This window comes from Arthrobacter sp. GMC3 (assembly GCF_002929305.1).
Classification (GTDB): Bacteria; Actinomycetota; Actinomycetes; order Actinomycetales; family Micrococcaceae; genus Specibacter.
In genome coordinates, this window is sequence record NZ_PJIO01000008.1 from 174,868 (window position 1) to 191,754 (window position 16,887).

General features: G+C 61.7%; 15 protein-coding genes and 1 tRNA gene. 5 read left to right on the forward strand and 11 right to left on the reverse strand.

The window, feature by feature from the left end; all coding sequences use genetic code 11:
• Nucleotides 1-169: 169 nt before the first annotated feature.
• Genes CXQ94_RS14260 through mca form a run of 3 tightly spaced genes read right to left on the reverse strand, consistent with a single transcriptional unit; the run spans nucleotide 170 to nucleotide 3,742 of the window.
• Complete coding sequence (locus CXQ94_RS14260; RefSeq protein WP_104091235.1) at nucleotides 170-2,407, reverse strand: thioredoxin domain-containing protein; 2,238 nt, start codon at nucleotides 2,405-2,407, stop codon at nucleotides 170-172.
• 10 nt (nucleotides 2,408-2,417) lie between these two features.
• Nucleotides 2,418-2,780 (reverse strand): hypothetical protein, encoded by a 363-nt coding sequence (locus tag CXQ94_RS23090; protein WP_258067089.1) that lies wholly within the window; start codon nucleotides 2,778-2,780, stop codon nucleotides 2,418-2,420.
• A 56-nt stretch (nucleotides 2,781-2,836) separates the two neighbouring features.
• Entirely contained in the window at nucleotides 2,837-3,742 is a 906-nt protein-coding gene (gene mca / locus CXQ94_RS14270; protein ID WP_104091308.1) for a mycothiol conjugate amidase Mca, read from the reverse strand.
• Here mca and CXQ94_RS14275 point away from each other — a divergent pair.
• Both CXQ94_RS14275 and greA read left to right on the forward strand, forming a co-directional pair.
• Nucleotides 3,725-4,318, forward strand: a complete 594-nt coding sequence (locus tag CXQ94_RS14275; RefSeq protein WP_104091309.1) for a DUF4307 domain-containing protein — start codon at nucleotides 3,725-3,727, stop codon at nucleotides 4,316-4,318. The genes mca and CXQ94_RS14275 overlap by 18 nt on opposite strands.
• Before the next feature lie 204 nt (nucleotides 4,319-4,522).
• The gene (gene greA / locus CXQ94_RS14280; protein WP_104091236.1) at nucleotides 4,523-5,014 is read left to right on the forward strand and encodes a transcription elongation factor GreA; all 492 of its coding nucleotides are present in this window, start codon (nucleotides 4,523-4,525) and stop codon (nucleotides 5,012-5,014) included.
• 166 nt (nucleotides 5,015-5,180) lie between these two features.
• Here greA and ilvA read toward each other — a convergent pair whose 3' ends face one another.
• From ilvA to CXQ94_RS14295, 3 genes are all read right to left on the reverse strand, one after another.
• Nucleotides 5,181-6,419, reverse strand: coding sequence for a threonine ammonia-lyase (gene ilvA, locus CXQ94_RS14285; protein WP_104091237.1), 1,239 nt, complete (start codon nucleotides 6,417-6,419; stop codon nucleotides 5,181-5,183).
• Between the two features lie 65 nt (nucleotides 6,420-6,484).
• Complete coding sequence (locus CXQ94_RS14290; protein WP_104091238.1) at nucleotides 6,485-7,711, reverse strand: AI-2E family transporter; 1,227 nt, start codon at nucleotides 7,709-7,711, stop codon at nucleotides 6,485-6,487.
• 78 nt (nucleotides 7,712-7,789) lie between these two features.
• Nucleotides 7,790-8,749, reverse strand: coding sequence for an aldose 1-epimerase family protein (locus CXQ94_RS14295; protein WP_104091239.1), 960 nt, complete (start codon nucleotides 8,747-8,749; stop codon nucleotides 7,790-7,792).
• Between the two features lie 140 nt (nucleotides 8,750-8,889).
• On the opposite strand from CXQ94_RS14295, the gene CXQ94_RS14300 reads away from it, so the two are divergent.
• From CXQ94_RS14300 to galK, 3 genes are read left to right on the forward strand one after another with little or no spacing between them, the layout of a single operon-like run.
• Complete coding sequence (locus CXQ94_RS14300; RefSeq protein WP_104091240.1) at nucleotides 8,890-9,720, forward strand: DeoR/GlpR family DNA-binding transcription regulator; 831 nt, start codon at nucleotides 8,890-8,892, stop codon at nucleotides 9,718-9,720.
• A complete protein-coding gene (gene galT, locus CXQ94_RS14305) occupies nucleotides 9,717-10,847 on the forward strand; it encodes a galactose-1-phosphate uridylyltransferase (protein ID WP_104091241.1) in 1,131 nt (376 codons plus the stop codon). Before CXQ94_RS14300 ends, galT begins: the two co-directional genes overlap by 4 nt.
• Nucleotides 10,848-10,858: 11 nt before the next feature.
• The gene (galK, locus tag CXQ94_RS14310; RefSeq protein ID WP_258067103.1) at nucleotides 10,859-12,007 is read left to right on the forward strand and encodes a galactokinase; all 1,149 of its coding nucleotides are present in this window, start codon (nucleotides 10,859-10,861) and stop codon (nucleotides 12,005-12,007) included.
• A 151-nt stretch (nucleotides 12,008-12,158) separates the two neighbouring features.
• Here galK and CXQ94_RS14315 read toward each other — a convergent pair whose 3' ends face one another.
• The 5 genes from CXQ94_RS14315 to CXQ94_RS14335 all read right to left on the reverse strand — a co-directional run bounded on the left by CXQ94_RS14315 (nucleotide 12,159) and on the right by CXQ94_RS14335 (nucleotide 16,867).
• Nucleotides 12,159-13,346, reverse strand: a complete 1,188-nt coding sequence (locus tag CXQ94_RS14315) for a TerC family protein (protein ID WP_104091243.1) — start codon at nucleotides 13,344-13,346, stop codon at nucleotides 12,159-12,161.
• 116 nt (nucleotides 13,347-13,462) lie between these two features.
• On the reverse strand, nucleotides 13,463-14,308 hold the full coding sequence (locus CXQ94_RS14320; protein ID WP_104091244.1) for a Bax inhibitor-1/YccA family protein: 846 nt from the start codon (nucleotides 14,306-14,308) through the stop codon (nucleotides 13,463-13,465).
• A gap of 247 nt (nucleotides 14,309-14,555) precedes the next feature.
• Nucleotides 14,556-14,631, reverse strand: a tRNA-Leu gene (locus tag CXQ94_RS14325).
• Nucleotides 14,632-14,690: 59 nt separating this feature from the next.
• A complete protein-coding gene (locus CXQ94_RS14330) occupies nucleotides 14,691-15,191 on the reverse strand; it encodes a GNAT family N-acetyltransferase (protein ID WP_104091245.1) in 501 nt (166 codons plus the stop codon).
• Nucleotides 15,192-15,412: 221 nt separating this feature from the next.
• A complete protein-coding gene (locus CXQ94_RS14335; protein ID WP_104091246.1) occupies nucleotides 15,413-16,867 on the reverse strand; it encodes an NAD(P)/FAD-dependent oxidoreductase in 1,455 nt (484 codons plus the stop codon).
• Nucleotides 16,868-16,887: the final 20 nt, after the last annotated feature.

Sequence of the window (16,887 nt, forward strand, 5' to 3'; positions counted from 1 at the left end):
AAAATTACGCGTCTCAGTACCCGCATGTCTTACCCTTCCGGAAGTCCCCCACAGATCCCCGGACGGAGAAGTGTTCTGAACAATCTAGCCGACTATCAGCGGATTTGGGCGGATTGCGGCGGTACGGCGGTTGGTGGTGCACTCACCCGAGAGCGCAACCGCGTTCCTGTCAGGGCAGTAATTCTTCCAGTTCTTTTGCCCCGGATACGGGCCTGGCACACAGCATGTGTTGGCAGACGTACGCCAAAGGTTTTACCGTGCCGCCCCGCCCCTGCAGCAGTGGCACAGGGGGCTCGCCCGCTCCGTCCCAGACAGCAATCACCATGCCCGGCGACCCCGATGCCCAGGCCCGGCGCACCAAAGCTTCACGACTCTCACCGGCCGGGCCAACGATGGCAACTTCCGTGGGGCCTGTGGCCAAAGCTAGTGAAGCGCCCAGCAGTCCGCCGGCGGACCGGGGTGCGGTTTGGGCCAGCCCGGGCGCGGTTGCCAGCAGCTTGTGCGCGAGGTCCCGATGCCGGCCTGATCCCGTGTAGGCCGCCCAAGAGATAAAGGCGTCGGCCAGCATGGCGACACCGCTGGCGCTTGCGTTATCGAACGGATCGGCAAACCGGGAGCCTTGCAATGCGTAGTGGGCGTCCACAGCAGCCCCGGGTTGCCTGGGCGCCTGGTTGAGGACCGCGCCGTCAACGATGAAGTCGCGCTCCAGCGCAGTGACGAGCGTGCCGGCAAAGTCGAACCACCGGGGGTCTCCTGTGGCCGCGTACAGGCTCAGGTACCCGTTGGCGCAGGCCGCATAGTCTTCTAACAGGCCTTGGATGCCGCGCGCCTTCCCGTCATGGGAGATCCTGAACAGTTGTCCGTCCCAGTGGACTGAGTACAGGTACTCTCCCAGAACGACGGCGGCGTCAAGGTAAGCAGCTTCGGCCAGCACGGCGCCCGCTTCCGCCAGGGTGCCCATGAGCATCCCATTCCATGACGCAACCACCTTCTCATCGCGGGCGGGCATGACGCGTGTGGCCCGCTGTTCCAGCAGGGCACCCTTGATGCGTTGCCAGGAGATTCGTTGTTGCCCTCCCAGCGCACCATGCGGGTTCAGCGGAAGAGCCGGATCGGAGCTGTTAGCAGCCCGTTGCGCTGACGGCCCGGAATCGCGGCCCATTGCCTGCGCCACGGCGGAGGCCAGCAACAATGCCTCCTGCCGCTGTTCCGGTGTCAGTTCAGCCGGCGTCACCAGCTGGCCTGCAGCGCGGGTGGCCTCGGCCGCAAGTGTTGCCTGGGCCGCTGTGGTGAAGTCCGCCAGGCTCCACTGGTAGCTGGCACCCTCGCGGTGGATCCCATCAATGACGGTGTCCGCATCCAGCGAGGAGGCAAAGGCGCCCATGGGCAGCCGCATCTCGGCCAGCAGCCAGTCAACGGTTGAGGTCACCGCGGCCCTGGCGTCGGCAACGCCGAGTAGCCCCACGGGGCCGGTGGTTTCTTCCCCGGCAAGGTCGCTTCGCCCCTCCGCCAGTCGAATCCAATGCACCAACACTCGCAGCAGACCCGCATTGTCGTAGAGCATTTTTTCATAGTGTGGCTCAGACCAGTCAGCGGTGACACTGTAGCGGGCAAACCCGCCGCCCAGCTGGTCAAACAAGGCCGAGTGGACCATCGCTTCCAGTGTCCTGCCCGCCAGCCGGAAGGCTACTTCGCCGGGGACATCCGTTCGCACAGCTTCTGCTGGCATGGCGGCGTAGCGCATGAGGAATTCAAGGGTGGGCGTAGGGGGAAACTTGGGGGCTGTGCCAAATCCACCATTAAGAGGATCCTCGGTCTTGGCTAAGGCGAGGACAGCGGCAGCTGCGGCCGCAGACCAATCGCTCGCACCCGGCGTCGTCGGCTCAGCGGCGGAGACGTCCACCTGCCAGACCGGCTGGGCCAAGGCCGACGCGAGTGAAGCCGCGGTGTCAAGGACGTCTTCGCGGCGCTGCGTCCACGCCTCATGGACGGCCGAGAGTACTTGTGAAAACGAGGGCCGTCCGTCCACCGGGCGGGGCGGGAAGTAGGTGCCGGCATAGAACGCCTGCCCGTCCGGGGTGAGGAAGACGCTCATGGGCCAGCCACCTTGTCCACTGAGGGCTTGGGTCGCCGCCATAAAGGCGTCGTCAACGTCGGGGCGTTCTTCCCTGTCGACCTTGATGGACACAAAATGCTCGCCAAGGTAGCGTCCTATGTCCGGATCCTCGAAGGACTCCTTGGCCATGACATGGCACCAGTGGCAGGCGGCGTACCCCACCGACAGGAAGATCGGCACATCCCTTTGGCGCGCCTCGGCAAAAGCCTCGTCGTCAAAAGGCTGCCACATTACGGGGTTTTCGGCATGCTGGCGAAGGTAGGAACTTGGTTCGCCAGCAAGCCTGTTCATGGCCGGGCCCTTAGTTCTTCTTTACATCCGTGGGGGCAACGCTGGTGCTGGTGTCGCTCTCATCCTCATCAGGAATGGCAGAGTAGGCGGCCGCTCGGGTCGCTTCCTCGGACATGATGGGAATGCCCATGTATTCGGCATTGGGTCCGTGTGAACCGCCCACCAGGCCTTCTTCAACTTGGGCGCGGTACCGGACGCGGCGTACGCGCTTGACCATGTCGCGGATCAGGAAAAACATGACCACCACAATGCTGAAAGTGATCACGAAGCCCAGCAAACCCGGCGTGACCTGGTCCTCGGTGAGTCCCGGGCGCAGGGTGGGCAGCGGCGGGCTGGGAGGCGTGGTGGCGGCGATCAAAATCAATGTGTGCACAATTCGTCTTTCGTTTCATCCCCGTCGGCTAGGTGCGCGCGGGAAACGTCCACTACCTATCGTAAGCCAGCAAACAGGTCGTTTTCGGGCAAGGTGGTGGGCACCCGGGAATCCATGAGCGAATAGTCCTCCCAGGGCCATACTTTGCGCTGCATCTCGGGGCTAACAGCAAAGAAGAATCCTGCAGGGTCAACCTGTGTGGCATGGGCGCGCAAGGCGTCGTCACGCTTTTCAAAATACTCCCCGCAATCCACCTGTGTGGTGGTTGGGTGGGTGCCGGCCAAGGGCGTGTGCCCTTCGGTGTCCGCCTCCAACCAGGCAGCAAGCCGCTGCGCGTAGGGGGAAGCCAGGCCGGCGTTTTCTAGGGCGAAATGCAGGGCGCGGAAACGCTGCGGGTTGAAGGCAAGATCGTAGTAGAGCTTTTGCGGCTCCCACGCCTCCCCTGTCCCCGGGTAACGGTCAGGATCCCCTGCCGCGTGGTAGGCCTCCACCGTCACCTTGTGGGCCATGATGTGGTCGGGGTGGGGGTAGCCGCCGTTTTCGTCGTAGGAGATGATCACGTGGGGACGGAACCGGCGAACCAAACGCACCAGCGGGGCTGCGGCGATTTCTAGCGGCTTCAAGGCAAAGCAGCCAGCGGGAAGATCGGGCAGCGGGTCCCCTTCTGGCAGACCGGAATCGGTAAACCCGAGCCATTGCTGTTCGATTCCCAGGATTGCCGCAGCCTTCGCCATCTCCAGACGGCGCGCACCCCCCATGTCACGGGTGGAATGGGGGTCTCCCTCCATGGCGGGGTTCTGAATGCCGCCACGTTCTCCGCCCGTGCAGGTGGCGACCAAAACAGAAACCCCGGCGTCCGCGTAGGAGGCCATCATGGCTGCGCCCTTGCTCGCCTCGTCATCCGGGTGGGCGTGGACGGCCAGCAGGCGAAGCGGTTCGGCGGGATGCCCCTCGGTGGTGATCACGTCGGCTACCTTCGATTCTTAGAGCAATGGGGGAAAAATCATCTGCCGGAATGGACGCTAAACTTGTACTGTCCGGATACCGTTCCCGCAAGGGACCGGCCAGCCCGCGGTGCGAACCGCGGAACAAGATACGTGGATGCAGTGACAAATTTGAATTCTCCAGCAGCTACCAGCCTAGCTAATCGTTACGGCACTCCCAAGCGAGCGCTGTCCAAAAAGGCCAAAATTATTATCTTGTCCGTGGTCGGTGTCCTGTCCCTGACCTGGATTATCTGGGCTGTGGCCGGTGCGAACACCGGTGTCACCCAAAAATTGGTCAGCTACGAGGTGGTAGATCCCACATTCGCCACCGTTGACCTGTCCGTCACCAAGGACCCCGGCTCCACGGCCAAATGTGCCGTCAAGGCCATGAATGAAAGCTACGCGACAGTGGGCTGGAATGTCATCACCGTTGGCCCCAACGGAACCGATGACGGCAGCGCCAATGGGCGGACCACCACCGTTCGCGGACAGATGCGCACCGACTCTCTCGCGGTGACCGGCGTCGTCGAAAACTGCTGGATCGTTAAGTAGAAAGTACGCCTCGCCCCCTCGGTTCTTGGGTTTATCGACCTTGTTGACTAAACTGGGAAGCATTACCTGTGCCCCGCTCGGTCACCTTTGAATGTTCCATGCCTGGAACGTGCCCATCATTGAGATGTGCGCTCCGGATACGAAACACCATGGGAACGGCCTTTGGCGGGGTCTTTGCTTTTTTGTACACACAAGGAGAACAACGTGCCTACCACGAATAGTCCGTCAGCAGCCTGGCTGACTCAGGAAGCATTTGATCGACTCACGGGCGAGCTGGCCCAGCTTTCCGGCCCCGGCCGCGCAGAGATCGTCAGCAAGATCGAACAGGCCCGCTCCGAAGGTGACCTCAAGGAAAATGGCGGCTACCACGCCGCCAAGGATGAGCAGGGCAAGATCGAGGCCCGCATCCGCCAGTTGAGCGAGCTCCTGCGCGACGCCCACGTGGGCGAATCCCCCGCCGACGACGGCGTCGTGGAACAGGGCATGGTGGTTGTGGCCTCAATCGCCGGAGACGAGACCACGTTCCTGCTCGGCAGCCGCGAAGTTGGCAGCGACGACATGGACGTCTTCAGTGAGCGTTCACCGCTCGGTATGGCCATCATGGGTCACAAGGCAGGAGACAAGCTCAACTACGTGGCACCGAATGGCAAGACGATCGACGTCGAGATTATTGCCGCCAAGCCCTACCAGGCCTAGTCCCCACGTCCTCCCCACAAATCGCTGGCGCGATTTATGGGGCCCCTCGGACGCGTGGGCCCAGGTCCTCCCGTAAACTGGCGCGATTTCTGGGGACCCTCGGGGTCGTGGGCCCAACAAAAACGGCGGTGGCTGGACAGATGTCCAGCCACCGCCGTTTTTTGCTTTAGTGGACCACGATGGGCTGGAACCCTTCGGCCCGCAGGGCTGTCAAGACCAGTTCGCAATGTTCGTGACCCTTGGTTTCCAGGTCAACGGTGATGGAGACATCGCCCATGGAGATGGAACCACCCACGCGCGTATGGTCCACACCTGTGACGTTGGCGTCGTTCTCGGCGATGATCCGCGAAATGGTGGCCAGGGAGCCGGGCCGGTCGGTGAGCATCATGCGCACCGTCAGGAACCTGCCGGCAGCGGCAAGACCACGCTGGATGACCTTGAGCATGAGCATCGGGTCAATGTTGCCCCCGGAAAGAATCACCACAGTGGTTCCCGGGTTTTCGATCTTGCCTTCCATGAGGGCTGCCACGCCCACCGCACCGGCGGGTTCGACCACCATCTTGGCGCGTTCCAGCAGGAAGATCAGGGCGCGGGCCAGCGAGTCCTCGCTGACCGTGATGACGTCGTCGACGAGTTCGCGGATGATGGAGAACGGAAGCTGGCCGGGCCGGCCCACGGCGATGCCGTCGGCCATCGTGGAGACCTTTTTCAATGGCACCAGGGCATCGGCAGCCAACGACGGCGGGTAGGCGGCTGCGTTCTCCGCCTGCACGCCGATCACCCGGATCTCCCGTCCGAGCTCCTTGGCCCGGGCCTTGACGGCCACCGATACACCAGCCAGCAGCCCTCCGCCACCAACGCCCATGATGATGGTGTCTACGTTAGGCACCTGATCCAAGATTTCCAGACCAATGGTGCCCTGCCCGGACACCACATCAACGTTGTCGAACGGGTGCACAAACACCGCACCAGTCTCGTTTGCGTACCGCTCTGCTTCGGCGAGGGATTCGTCCACATTGAAACCGTGTAGCACCACCTCGGCCCCGTGGCCTCGAGTAGCTGCCAGCTTGGGCAAGGCCACACCGAGCGGCATGTAGATTCGGGCCTGGATACCCAGCGCCTTGGCAGCAACGGCCACGCCCTGGGCGTGGTTGCCGGCCGACGCGGCCACCACCCCGCGGGCACGTTCCTCAGGTGTGAGCCGCGCCATGCGGACATAGGCGCCGCGGACCTTGAAAGATCCTGCCCTTTGGAGGTTCTCGCATTTGAAGAACACTTCCGAGCCTGTCATCCGGCCCAATGCCCGGGAGCTCTCAATGGGTGTGAGCGCAATAATTTCCTGCAACAGCTCCCGCGCTGCTTCAACATCGGCAAGGGTTACGGGAAGATCGCTTGTTGCGTTCACGTTGCTTTTCGCTTTCTCATCATTTTTGTTGGTTTACTACAAATGGAAAAATATGCGGGACGCCCCTAGGCGGGAACTTGAGGGGCCTGTGGCTCCACGGGCGGTTCGGTCGGCGGGGCGGGTTTTTGCTCATTGTTGGCCGGCTCAGCGAGTTCCACTCCCCGGCCAGAATGTAGCCCGTAAATCTCCGGCAGGTCCGGATCGTCTTCCCACCGCCGTCCGGCAATGTAGCGGACAAAGGAATTTGTCACGGCCAGAACCGGTACGGCGAACAAGGCGCCCAGGATCCCTGCAACGCTGGATCCGGCGGCTACCGCCAAGATGACAGCCACGGGGTGGAGGGAGACCGCACGGCCCATGATGAATGGCTGGAGCAAATGGCTTTCCAGCTGTTGTACCAGCAAGACGATGCCAAGCATGATCAGTGCGTTGACCCAGCCGTTGGCGACCAACGCCAGCAGGACCGCGACGGCGCCTGTCACCAGGGCTCCAATCACGGGAATGAACGATCCAATGAAGACCAGGACGCCCAGGGGCAACGCCAAAGGAACCTGGATGATGGCGGCACCGGCTCCGATACCTACAGCGTCCACGGCTGCCACGAGGATCTGCACGCGCACGTAGTTACCCAAGGAAAGCCAGCCCCGGCGCCCCGCACCGTCCACGGCCGGGCGCGAGCGGCGCGGCATCATGCGAACCAGGAACGCCCAGATCTTCTCCCCCTCCAGGAGGAAGAAGATCAAGATGAACATGGTCAGCAGGAGCCCGGCGCTGAAGTGCCCAAATCCGGTGCCTATGCCCAGTGCGGAGGAGAGAATCGTGCTGCTATTGCTCTGCAACGCCGTGAGAGCTTCTTGCAAGTAGTTGCTTATTTGATCGCTGCTCAGTCCGAAGGGCCCGGACATCAGCCAGTCCTGCACCTGGATCAGGCCTGTAACTGCTTCCTTACTCAGGTCCGTGATCCCGGAAACCATCTGCCGACCGACCAGGAAAAGGCCCCCAACGACGACGACGATGAGTCCCAGTTCGGCAATGGCTACGCTGAGTCCTCGCGGGAGACCCATCTTGCCCAGCAACTTGACCACGGGAAGGAGCAGCGCTGCCAGCAGCGCCGCCACCATGATGGGGATAATCAAGATGGTGACCTGGCTGAGAAGCCAGATCAGCATGCCCGCCACCACGATGATCAGGCCTACCCGCCAGGCCCATGATCCGGCGACTCTCATGCCGAACGGGACCACGGATTCATCGCTGGCGGGGTAGCGCTCTGATTGCTGCTGCGAGGGCGTCATAGACCAATAATTCCCTACGCAGCAAAAATACGTTAAACGGCGTCCATTTCCGCCGTGCCCCGACAGTTCGGCGGCCCGCTATCCCAGCTCCGAATCAATACCCCAACGCATGGTGAAGGTGGCGCCCGGTTCCAGCCATTTCAAGCCATCACCGGAGTTGAATGCGTTGGCGGGTCCAGTCATGGGTTCCATGGCGACGGCCAGCGGACGGCCCGGGAAGTTGTCCGTGATGTAGACGTGGACGTAGCTGACAGTGTGATCGTGCCACAGACTTACGTTGCGCCCGTCCGGCGCCGTGAGCGTATGGCGGGCCACGCCGTCGTCCCCAGCAGTGCCGCCGGAAGGCCCACTGAAGGCAAGGTCGGTGAAGGCGGTGTCCATGATGACCTCCCCGAGGAGGCGCCCGCGGCGAAGATCGTAGATTCCGTCCACGGGGGCGGCCCCCGTGGGAATCATGCGATCGGTGGCAGGGATCCGGGTCTGCGCGTCTACAGTGATGGTGATTTCCTCCGGAGCCGTATCCCCGATCCGGAAATACGGGTGCGCGCCCAGGACAAAGGGTGCCGACCTCGGGGAATCGTTAATGAGCGTCTGTTCCACGCGCAGCTCCCCCGTTTCGGTGAGCTCGTAGCGGACCTGGTGCCGGGCCAGGAACGGGTAGCCGTGCTGGGGGAAGATGGTGGCCTCCAGCAAAACGTGGTGCCCGGAGGATTCTAGGGCGGTGTACCCGGTATCGCGCAACAGCCCGTGGATGGCGTTGTTGCGTGCGACTTCTGTGATGTTCAGTTGCTGGATGGTCCCGTCGAGTTCCCACTGCCCGCCGTCCACCCGATTGGCGAAGGGCGCGAGCGTAAGTCCCGCCGCACCCGGGGCAACCACATCGGTGCCGTAGCTTTCTACCAGCTCTACCCCACCGCGGTCGTAGTGGCGCAACCCGGCAGCCAACGAGGCAACAATGGCACAGGCGTCGGCCCGACGCAAAACAAATTGCTCGCCGCTGGCGGCACGATCACTGGCAGGAATACTCGGATTGTTCATAAAGCAAAGCTACACGCCAGCTGTTCGAAAAATCCTCCCATTTTCTGAACATTACTAGCAAAAATTCCTGAAAGATGTAAGAATTTGTTTGAAACTATTCCTTTTAGTCCACTTTGAGATTCATAGAGCAGAGGCAATCCATGCTGGCACCTGAACGTCAGTCGCACATCCTCAAGGAGCTACAACTCCACGAGGCCGTGCGGGTTACCGACATTGCCGGGGCACTGAACGTGAGCGAGATGACCATCCGCCGCGACATAGAAACCCTGGACCACAAAGGCCTGGCCCGCAAGATTCATGGCGGGGCAACCCGTCTGGCCCTTCTCAGCGCCGTGGAACCGGGGTTCTTGTTGAACGTGGACAGGGAACTGGGCGCCAAGACAGCAATCGCCCGGCAGGCCCTGACCATGATCACCCCGGGCATGACCATAGCCCTGACGGGCGGTACCACCACCTACCAGCTGGCAGTTCATTTGGCCGCGGAGCTGGGCCGCTTACGCAACCTCACCATTGTCACAAACTCCTTGAAAGCGGCCGAGATTCTGTACCGCCATCAAGGTGACTCCGGCTGCCAGGTCATTGTCACCGGCGGCGAGCGTACGCCGTCGGAAGCACTGGTAGGTCCGGTTGCGCGCATGGCCCTGAGTGCACTTAACACAGATCTTTGTTTTATGGGCGTGCACGGCCTGGATTCCGAACGCGGACTATCCAGCCCCAATCTCTTGGAGGCCGAGACCAATGCCGCCTTCATCGAATCCACCAGCCGCCTGGTAGTTCTGGCCGACAACACCAAGTTCCAAGTTCGCGCACTGGCCGGCATTGCCCCGCTGAGTGCAGTGGACACCATCATTACCGACGACGGCGTTGCCCCGGCCACGCTCGAAGTGTTCGCCTCCCTAGTCCCCACCTTCATGGCGGCGCCCGATTCTTCCCCGAATACTCCTGCTAACCCCACCGGAAAGTCCTCATGACGAATGCCACCAGCACCCTTTTGGCCGACGGCCGGGAGCTCATCTACTTCGACGACGGCGGCCAGAGAAAGGCACACACTGCCAGCGATACCAGGCCCCTGGATCCCCGTTCGGATGCAAATACCGGCGAGCTCCGCTTCGACGCGCTCACCGGCGACTGGGTGGCCATTGCAGCCCACCGCCAAACCCGCACTTACCTTCCGCCCGCAAACCAGTGCCCGCTGTGCCCCACCACGGGGGAAAACCTTTCCGAGATTCCCGCCTCAGGCTATGATGTGGCCGTTTTCGAGAACCGTTTCCCCTCGCTGGGGCCGGCAGTCGGGGACAATGCGGAAAATCCCGAATGGGGAACCAAGTGTCGAGCCTTTGGCCGTTGTGAGGTGGTCGCGTTCACCCCGGAGCACACAGGCTCCTTCGGTGCCCTGTCTACCGAACGAGCCCGCACAGTCATCGACGCGTGGGCACACAGGACGCAGGCCCTGAGCGCCCTGCCCGGCGTCAAGCAGGTCTTCCCCTTTGAAAACCGCGGCCAGGATATTGGCGTGACACTGCACCATCCGCACGGTCAAATCTATGCGTACTCGTATGTGCCCCCACGCAGTGCCGTCATGGCCGCTGCGGCACTGGCCTACTACGAGAAGCATGACGGCCGCGAAACTCTTTTGGGTTCCATTGTTGCCAAGGAATCTGAATCCGGCGAACGGATGATCGCCCAGGGCAAGCATTTCAGTGCCTATGTGCCGTTCGCCGCGCACATGCCGCTGGAGATCCATCTCACCCCGCACCGCCAGGTAGCGGACTTCGCCGCCCTCAACGATGCCGAACGCGATGAGCTCGCGGTTATGTACCTGGATGTCCTGCGCCGGGTGGACAACCTTTACGACACGCCAACGCCGTACATTGCCGCATGGCACCAGACGCCACTTGATGCGGCGAACCGCCTTGCCGGTCGCTTCCACCTGGAGCTCACATCCCCGCGTCGTGCCGCGGACAAGCTGAAGTTCCTGGCCGGCTCGGAGGCCGCCATGGGTGCCTTCATCAATGACACCACCCCCGAACAAACGGCCGCACTATTGCGCGCCACATCTGCCGAACTAGCAAAGTCCCAGAAGAAAGTCGCCATTTAATGAGTGAAACCATGAACCCCGCCCAGATTGCGGACGCGTTCACAGCCACGTTTGGGCATGTTCCGCAGGGGTTGTGGTCTGCCCCGGGTCGGGTCAACTTAATTGGCGAGCACACCGACTATAACGAAGGCTTTGTGCTGCCATTCGCCATTGATCGCACGGCAACCGTGGCCATTCGCTTGCGCGATGACAGTACGGCTCGGCTGCTCTCCAGCTTCGGCGATCAGGGAGTTGTCACCGTGGATCTGGATACCCTGTCCCACGAGACCATGAGCGGGTGGACGGCCTACCCGCTGGGAGTGGTGTGGGTGCTGCGCCAGATGGGTGTCACCATCGGCGGCTTTGATATGTTCTTGCACTCCACAGTGCCGTCGGGTGCCGGCCTGTCCTCCTCGGCAGCCATCGAGTGTGCCGTGGCCACGGCGTTCAACGAGTTGGCATCTGCAGGCTTGAGCGCCAATGAATTGGTGCTGGTGGGCCAGCGGGCGGAGAACGAGGTGGTAGGCGCTCCCACAGGCATTTTGGACCAGTCGGCGTCGTTGCTGTCTACCGATGGTCACGCCGTCTTCCTGGATTGCCGCACGCAGGCATCGCAGCTGGTGCCGCTGGACCTGGCTGCCGCGGGGCTGCTGATCCTGGTGGTTGACACGAAGGTCACGCACGCCCACGCAACGGGTGGCTATGCTGCCCGGCGCGCGTCCTGTGAACTCGGCGCGGAAGTACTTGGCGTGGCGGCCTTGCGCGATGTTACCGCCGCCGATCTGGGTGAAGCCGCCGGCCTGCTGGATCCGGAAACCTTCCGCCGGGTGCGCCACATTGTCACCGAAAACCAGCGAGTCCTAGACACGGTGGCCGTGCTGGACGACGCCGGACCGGGCTCCATTGGCGGTCTTCTCACCGCCAGCCATGCCTCCATGCGCGACGACTTTGAAATCTCCTGCCCGGAGCTTGACCTGGCCGTGGACACCGCGCTGGCCAACGATGCCCTGGGCGCACGCATGACAGGTGGAGGCTTTGGCGGCTCCGCCATCGCCCTGATCCCCGCCACAAGCGAGGCCGCACTCCGCACAGCTGTTCTGGCCGCCTTTGCCGACGCCGGATTCGGCACACCTGACATCTTTGCCGTCTCCCCCGCACCCGGAGCTCGCCGGATCGCCTAAGCCTGGAACGGCAAAGGGCCCCGGCGGGTTCGACCATTAGTGGTCGAACCCGCCGGGGCCCTTCTGCTGCTGCATGCGAACTGCTGGGCCCAGACGCCCGAGGGACCCAACTCTGGCTCGCTTGCGAGCCAAAGTTGGGCGGGCGTGGGGACTACTTGTTCAGGTAGTCCTTGTGCTGCTGGTGAGCCTGTTCAATCTGCTCCAGGATCTCCTCGGAGTCCTTGTGCTTATCGCGGTACTTCGGTTCCATGGACTCGATGGTCTTTCCCTCAACCATGAGCATGCCGTAGACGCGCTCGCGCTCGGCCGGATCCGCAGTGTATTCCAGATCCATGTAGCTTTCGGCATGGCGGCGGGCGTTGTTCAGAACCGTCTGGGCCTTGCCCGACTTGCTCACGAGTGAGGCAACCACGGTGATCACCAGGACGCCGATGATCACGGTCAAGGAGAGCCCTGTGGTGATCTCAAAGACGTTCACGTGCTGGCCGCCGTTGATGAACGGCAAGTTGTTCTCATGCAGTGCGTGCAGGACCAGCTTGACACCGATGAACGCCAGGATCGCAGCCAAACCGTAGGAGAGGTAGATCAAACGGTCTAGCAGGCCATCAAGGAGGAAGTAGAGCTGACGCAGACCCATCAAGGAGAACGCGGTGGCCGTGAAGACGATGAACACGTTCTGGGTCAGGCCAAAGATGGCCGGGATCGAGTCCAGCGCGAAGAGCAGGTCGGTGCCGCCAATGGCGACCATGACCAGCAGCATCGGGGTGAGGACCTTCTTGCCATCGATCTTGGTGACCAGCTTGTCGCCGTCGTAGTGCTCAGAGGTGTTGAAGAAGCGCTTGGCGAGCTTGATGATGAAGTTGTCAGCGTCGTCGCCGTCGCTGTCTTCTTCCTTGAGCAGGTTACCTGCGGTGATCAGCAAGATGATGCCGAAGATGTAGAACATCCAGGACCAGGTGTTGATCAGTGCCGCGCCGGCGAAGATGAAGGCGGTGCGGGCGATCAGTGCGAAGACGATGCCGAACAGCAGCACTTTTTGCTGGTCTTCGCGGGGCACCTTGAAGCTGGCCATGATGACTAGGAAGACGAAGAGGTTGTCAACGCTCAGCGCCTTTTCGGTTATGTAACCGGCAAAGTACTCCCCGCCCATGGTGGACCCGCCGAAGATGAATACGGCGATTCCGAAGACGACTGCCAGGCCCACATAGATGGAGGACCAGATGGCGGCCTCACGCAGGGTGGGGATGTGCGCCTTGCGGATGTGGAAGAAGTAGTCAAAGGCCAGCAGGCCCAAGATGATGACAATGGTAATGCCCCAGATAAGAGGGGAAACGTTCATTGGGTTCTTTCGCTAATGGCAGGGTGACTGATTCTGCCTGTATTTACGGTAATTGGGAAGAAAGCCCGGCCTGTAAGACAGGTCGGGCGATCCGGATGTTAATTCTGAGCGGGGCTTTAGTTGTTTCCGCGCAGGATGGCCAGCAGGCGCAGGATCTCCACGTACAGCCATACCAGGGTCACCGTCAGGCCAAATGCGGCCGTCCAGGAGTACTTGGCGGGCAGCCCGTTCTGGACACCCTTTTCAATGGAGGTGAAGTCAACGATCAGCGAGAACGCGGCCAAGCCGATGGCCAGCAGGCCAATAACCACACCGAAGGGGATGTTGGTGCCGGGGATGTCCATGCCATTGATTCCCCAGGGGGTGCTGGTGACATTGAAGATCACCAAGGCGAAGTTGATCAGCGAGAACAGTGCGTAACCGGCCAGCGCAATGATGAAGAAACGTGTCATCTTGGGTGTGGCACGAACCTTGGCGTTGCGGAAAAGCACCAGCGTCACCAGGAACACGCTCAGTGTGCCCAGCACCGCCTGCACCACGATGCCCGGGTAGACGCCTTCCAGCATGCCCGAGAGGCCGCCCAGGAACATGCCCTCAAACAAGGCGTAGCAAAGGATTAGGGCCGGGGAAGGCTGCTTCTTGAACGAGTTCACCAAGCCCAGGACAAGGCCCACAATCATGCCCGGGAACAACAGCACTGGAATGAACCAGCCAAGGGCTGCACCAACAAGAACCAGCGACAGTGTGAAGACAGTCTTCATGATGACGTCGTCGTAGGTCAGACGCCCAGTTTGCGCGCCATTGGCCGAGGGCTTGTTGTACAGGTCCTGCAACTGCTGGGCAGAAAGCTGCGCTGCGCCAGGCATGGTGTCGGTGCCGGCGGGGGCGTAGCCGCGCTGTGAAGCGGGCACTTCCTTGAAGTTCTTGTTGTTGGCAAAGACCGGGTTTCCACCAAGTGCCATTGTGCTGATTCCTCCAGATTGGGGGTAAATAGTAGTACTACCTTACCAAGTCAGACGCTCGGGACACCGATTTTGTTCCCTCGAGCCATCATTGTCAGGGCATTACCAGCTAATGTTCACCTATTGTTCGTCTAACCAACCGTGCAGGCACATGAAACGCTGACAAAATTCCCACCAGAATTCCCACCAAAATGACAATTGCCGCACCCCAGGAATCCCTCGATGGGTCTCTGGGCTGCGGCAATACTGGTACCCCAGGTCGGACTCGAACCGACACTGAACAGATTTTAAGTCTGGTGCCTCTGCCATTGGGCTACTGGGGCGCGGGCGTTGGACCCGGTTTTGTTAACACTACTGGAATTAGTGCCCGGTCCGAAAACCATCACAAGTTGTTAAAAGGTTCCGCATATTTGAAATGTCCGCGGATGCCGGAATGAAATCCCGCCAGTGGCAGCGCCATGAAATACGAGCCCCAGGACGGGTCCGGGGAAAAGATCCCCAGGGAATCGGCCGGCAAGAAGCCAAACCGCGGGTAATATTCTGTGCTCCCCAACAAGGCAATGACGGGCTCACCCAGGCCATTCGCGGCGTCAATGCTGGCCTGCATCAGGGCCGAACCCACACCCTGCTTTTGGTAGGCGGGCAGCACTCCGATGGGACCGAGCCCCAGCGCAGGCACCTCCCCCACCCAGCCGCGAGTGCTGATCACATACCCCAAAATCTCCCCGCCATCGGATTCGGCGACAAGGGACAATTCAGGGATGTACTCACGGGAGGCGAACAGTTCCCGCAGTAGTCGGGCCTCCACCGGCTCCGGGAACACCGCCTCAATCAGGGCAACGATCTCCGGCCTGTCGGCGGCATGTTCGCGGCGAATGATCATCGCAACAGTCTATTCCCCCAGCTCCGGGGGCATAACCGTCACTTCTGCGCTTAACTGCCGTTGTGCAACAACAGGTAAGCGGAGAAGCAACTGGCACGGCATGGGCTCACAGCCGCGAGGGACCCGCTGCGAGCTTGCGAGCAGTGGGAGCGGCTGGGGAACGACGGCGACCCTCCCACAGGTGGGGAGGGTCGCCGTCGTTCATTGCTAGGAAGCGCTAACTACTTGGAGGTAGTGGCTTCTTCCTTTGCTTCAGCTTTCGCTTCCTTCGGCGCTTCAGCGGCCGGAGCCTCGGCTGGCTTGGCAGCAGGCTTCGGTGCCGGGGTGGCCGCGGTGACGAACGCGCGGCGCGGGTTGTCCAAGAATTCCAGCTGGGCCAGGTCGCGGCCCGTGAACATGGCAACGAACCAGTCCATGATCACGCGGAACTTGCGCTCGAACGTCGGCATGGCCAGGCCGTGGTAGCCGCGGTGGGCCAACCAGGCCGGGGCGCCCTTGAGCTGGATGCCCATGATCTTGGCAACACCCTTCCACTCGCCGAAGCCGGCAACAGCACCAAGGTTCTTGTGCTTGTAACCCTTCATCGGCTTGTTGAAACGGCTGGCCCACAGGTTCTTTGCAAGGCGCTTGGCCTGGCGCAGGGCGTGCTGGGCGTTCGGGACGCAGGTACCGTCGGGCAGGCCGCCGGTGACATCCGGAACAGCAGCAACGTCGCCGGCAGCCCAGGCGTTCGGGATGACACCGAATTCGCCGGTGATCTGCAGGTTTACGTTGACGGAGACGCGTCCGCGGGGCTCAATCGGGAAGTCCGTGGAGCGAACCATGGGGTTGGCCATGACGCCGGCGGTCCAGATGAGGGTGTCGGCGTCGAACTGCTGGGCAACGCTCTTGTCCGGCAGGTTGATGAGCTTGAGGTTGTGGTCCTCGGCGTTGTCCAGCGAGGTGTTCAGGAGAACCTCGATGCCGCGGCTGCGAAGGTGCTCCACAACCCAAAGTGCCTGCTTCTCGGTGACCTCGGGCATGATGCGGCCCATGGCCTCGACCAGCACGAAGCGCAGTTCTGACTGCTCCACGCGGTTGTTGAGCTTGACGGCGGCGCGGGCCATGTCCTCGAGCTCTGCGATGGTCTCGATGCCGGCGAAGCCGCCACCGACTACGACGAACGTTAGGTGACGCTTGCGCGTTTCGGCGTCGGTCTCGGTGGAGGCCTGCTCGATGAGGGACAGAACCTGGTTGCGCAGGGCAACGGCTTCCTCAATGGTCTTCAGGCCGATGCCCGATTCTGCCAGCCCCTTGATCGGGAAGGTGCGCGTGACGGCACCGGCGGCCACGACGACGTCGTGGTAGGGGATCTCGAACGGCGCGCCGCCGTCGGCCGGAGCGATGACGGCCGTGCGGTTCTCGTGGTCAATGTTGGTGACGGAGCCCTGGATCAGCTCGGTTTCCTTCAGGTGCTTGCGGTGCGAGACCACAGCGTGACGTGCCTCGATGTTGCCACCGGCCACCTCGGGCAGGAACGGCTGGTACGTCATGTAGGGCAGTGGATCAACGAGGGTGACGATGCCACCGGAATTCGCGATCTTCTTCTGCAAGTTGAAAGCCGTGTAGAGGCCAACGTAGCCGCCGCCGACTACAAGGACGCGCGGGCGTGCTGAGAATGTGGGTGAAATTGCCATGTTTCTATGGTACAGCCGTT

Coding starts and splice junctions, on each gene's coding strand:
- CXQ94_RS14260 (WP_104091235.1), bottom strand. CDS start 2,407: ATGAACAGGCTTGCTGGCGAACCAAGTTCCTACCTTCGCCAGCATGCC.
- CXQ94_RS14275 (WP_104091309.1), top strand. CDS start 3,725: ATGCCCCTCGGTGGTGATCACGTCGGCTACCTTCGATTCTTAGAGCAA.
- CXQ94_RS14290 (WP_104091238.1), bottom strand. CDS start 7,711: ATGACGCCCTCGCAGCAGCAATCAGAGCGCTACCCCGCCAGCGATGAA.
- CXQ94_RS14295 (WP_104091239.1), bottom strand. CDS start 8,749: ATGAACAATCCGAGTATTCCTGCCAGTGATCGTGCCGCCAGCGGCGAG.
- CXQ94_RS14300 (WP_104091240.1), top strand. CDS start 8,890: ATGCTGGCACCTGAACGTCAGTCGCACATCCTCAAGGAGCTACAACTC.
- galT (WP_104091241.1), top strand. CDS start 9,717: ATGACGAATGCCACCAGCACCCTTTTGGCCGACGGCCGGGAGCTCATC.
- galK (WP_258067103.1), top strand. CDS start 10,859: ATGAACCCCGCCCAGATTGCGGACGCGTTCACAGCCACGTTTGGGCAT.
- CXQ94_RS14315 (WP_104091243.1), bottom strand. CDS start 13,346: ATGAACGTTTCCCCTCTTATCTGGGGCATTACCATTGTCATCATCTTG.
- CXQ94_RS14320 (WP_104091244.1), bottom strand. CDS start 14,308: ATGGCACTTGGTGGAAACCCGGTCTTTGCCAACAACAAGAACTTCAAG.
- CXQ94_RS14330 (WP_104091245.1), bottom strand. CDS start 15,191: ATGATCATTCGCCGCGAACATGCCGCCGACAGGCCGGAGATCGTTGCC.
- CXQ94_RS14335 (WP_104091246.1), bottom strand. CDS start 16,867: ATGGCAATTTCACCCACATTCTCAGCACGCCCGCGCGTCCTTGTAGTC.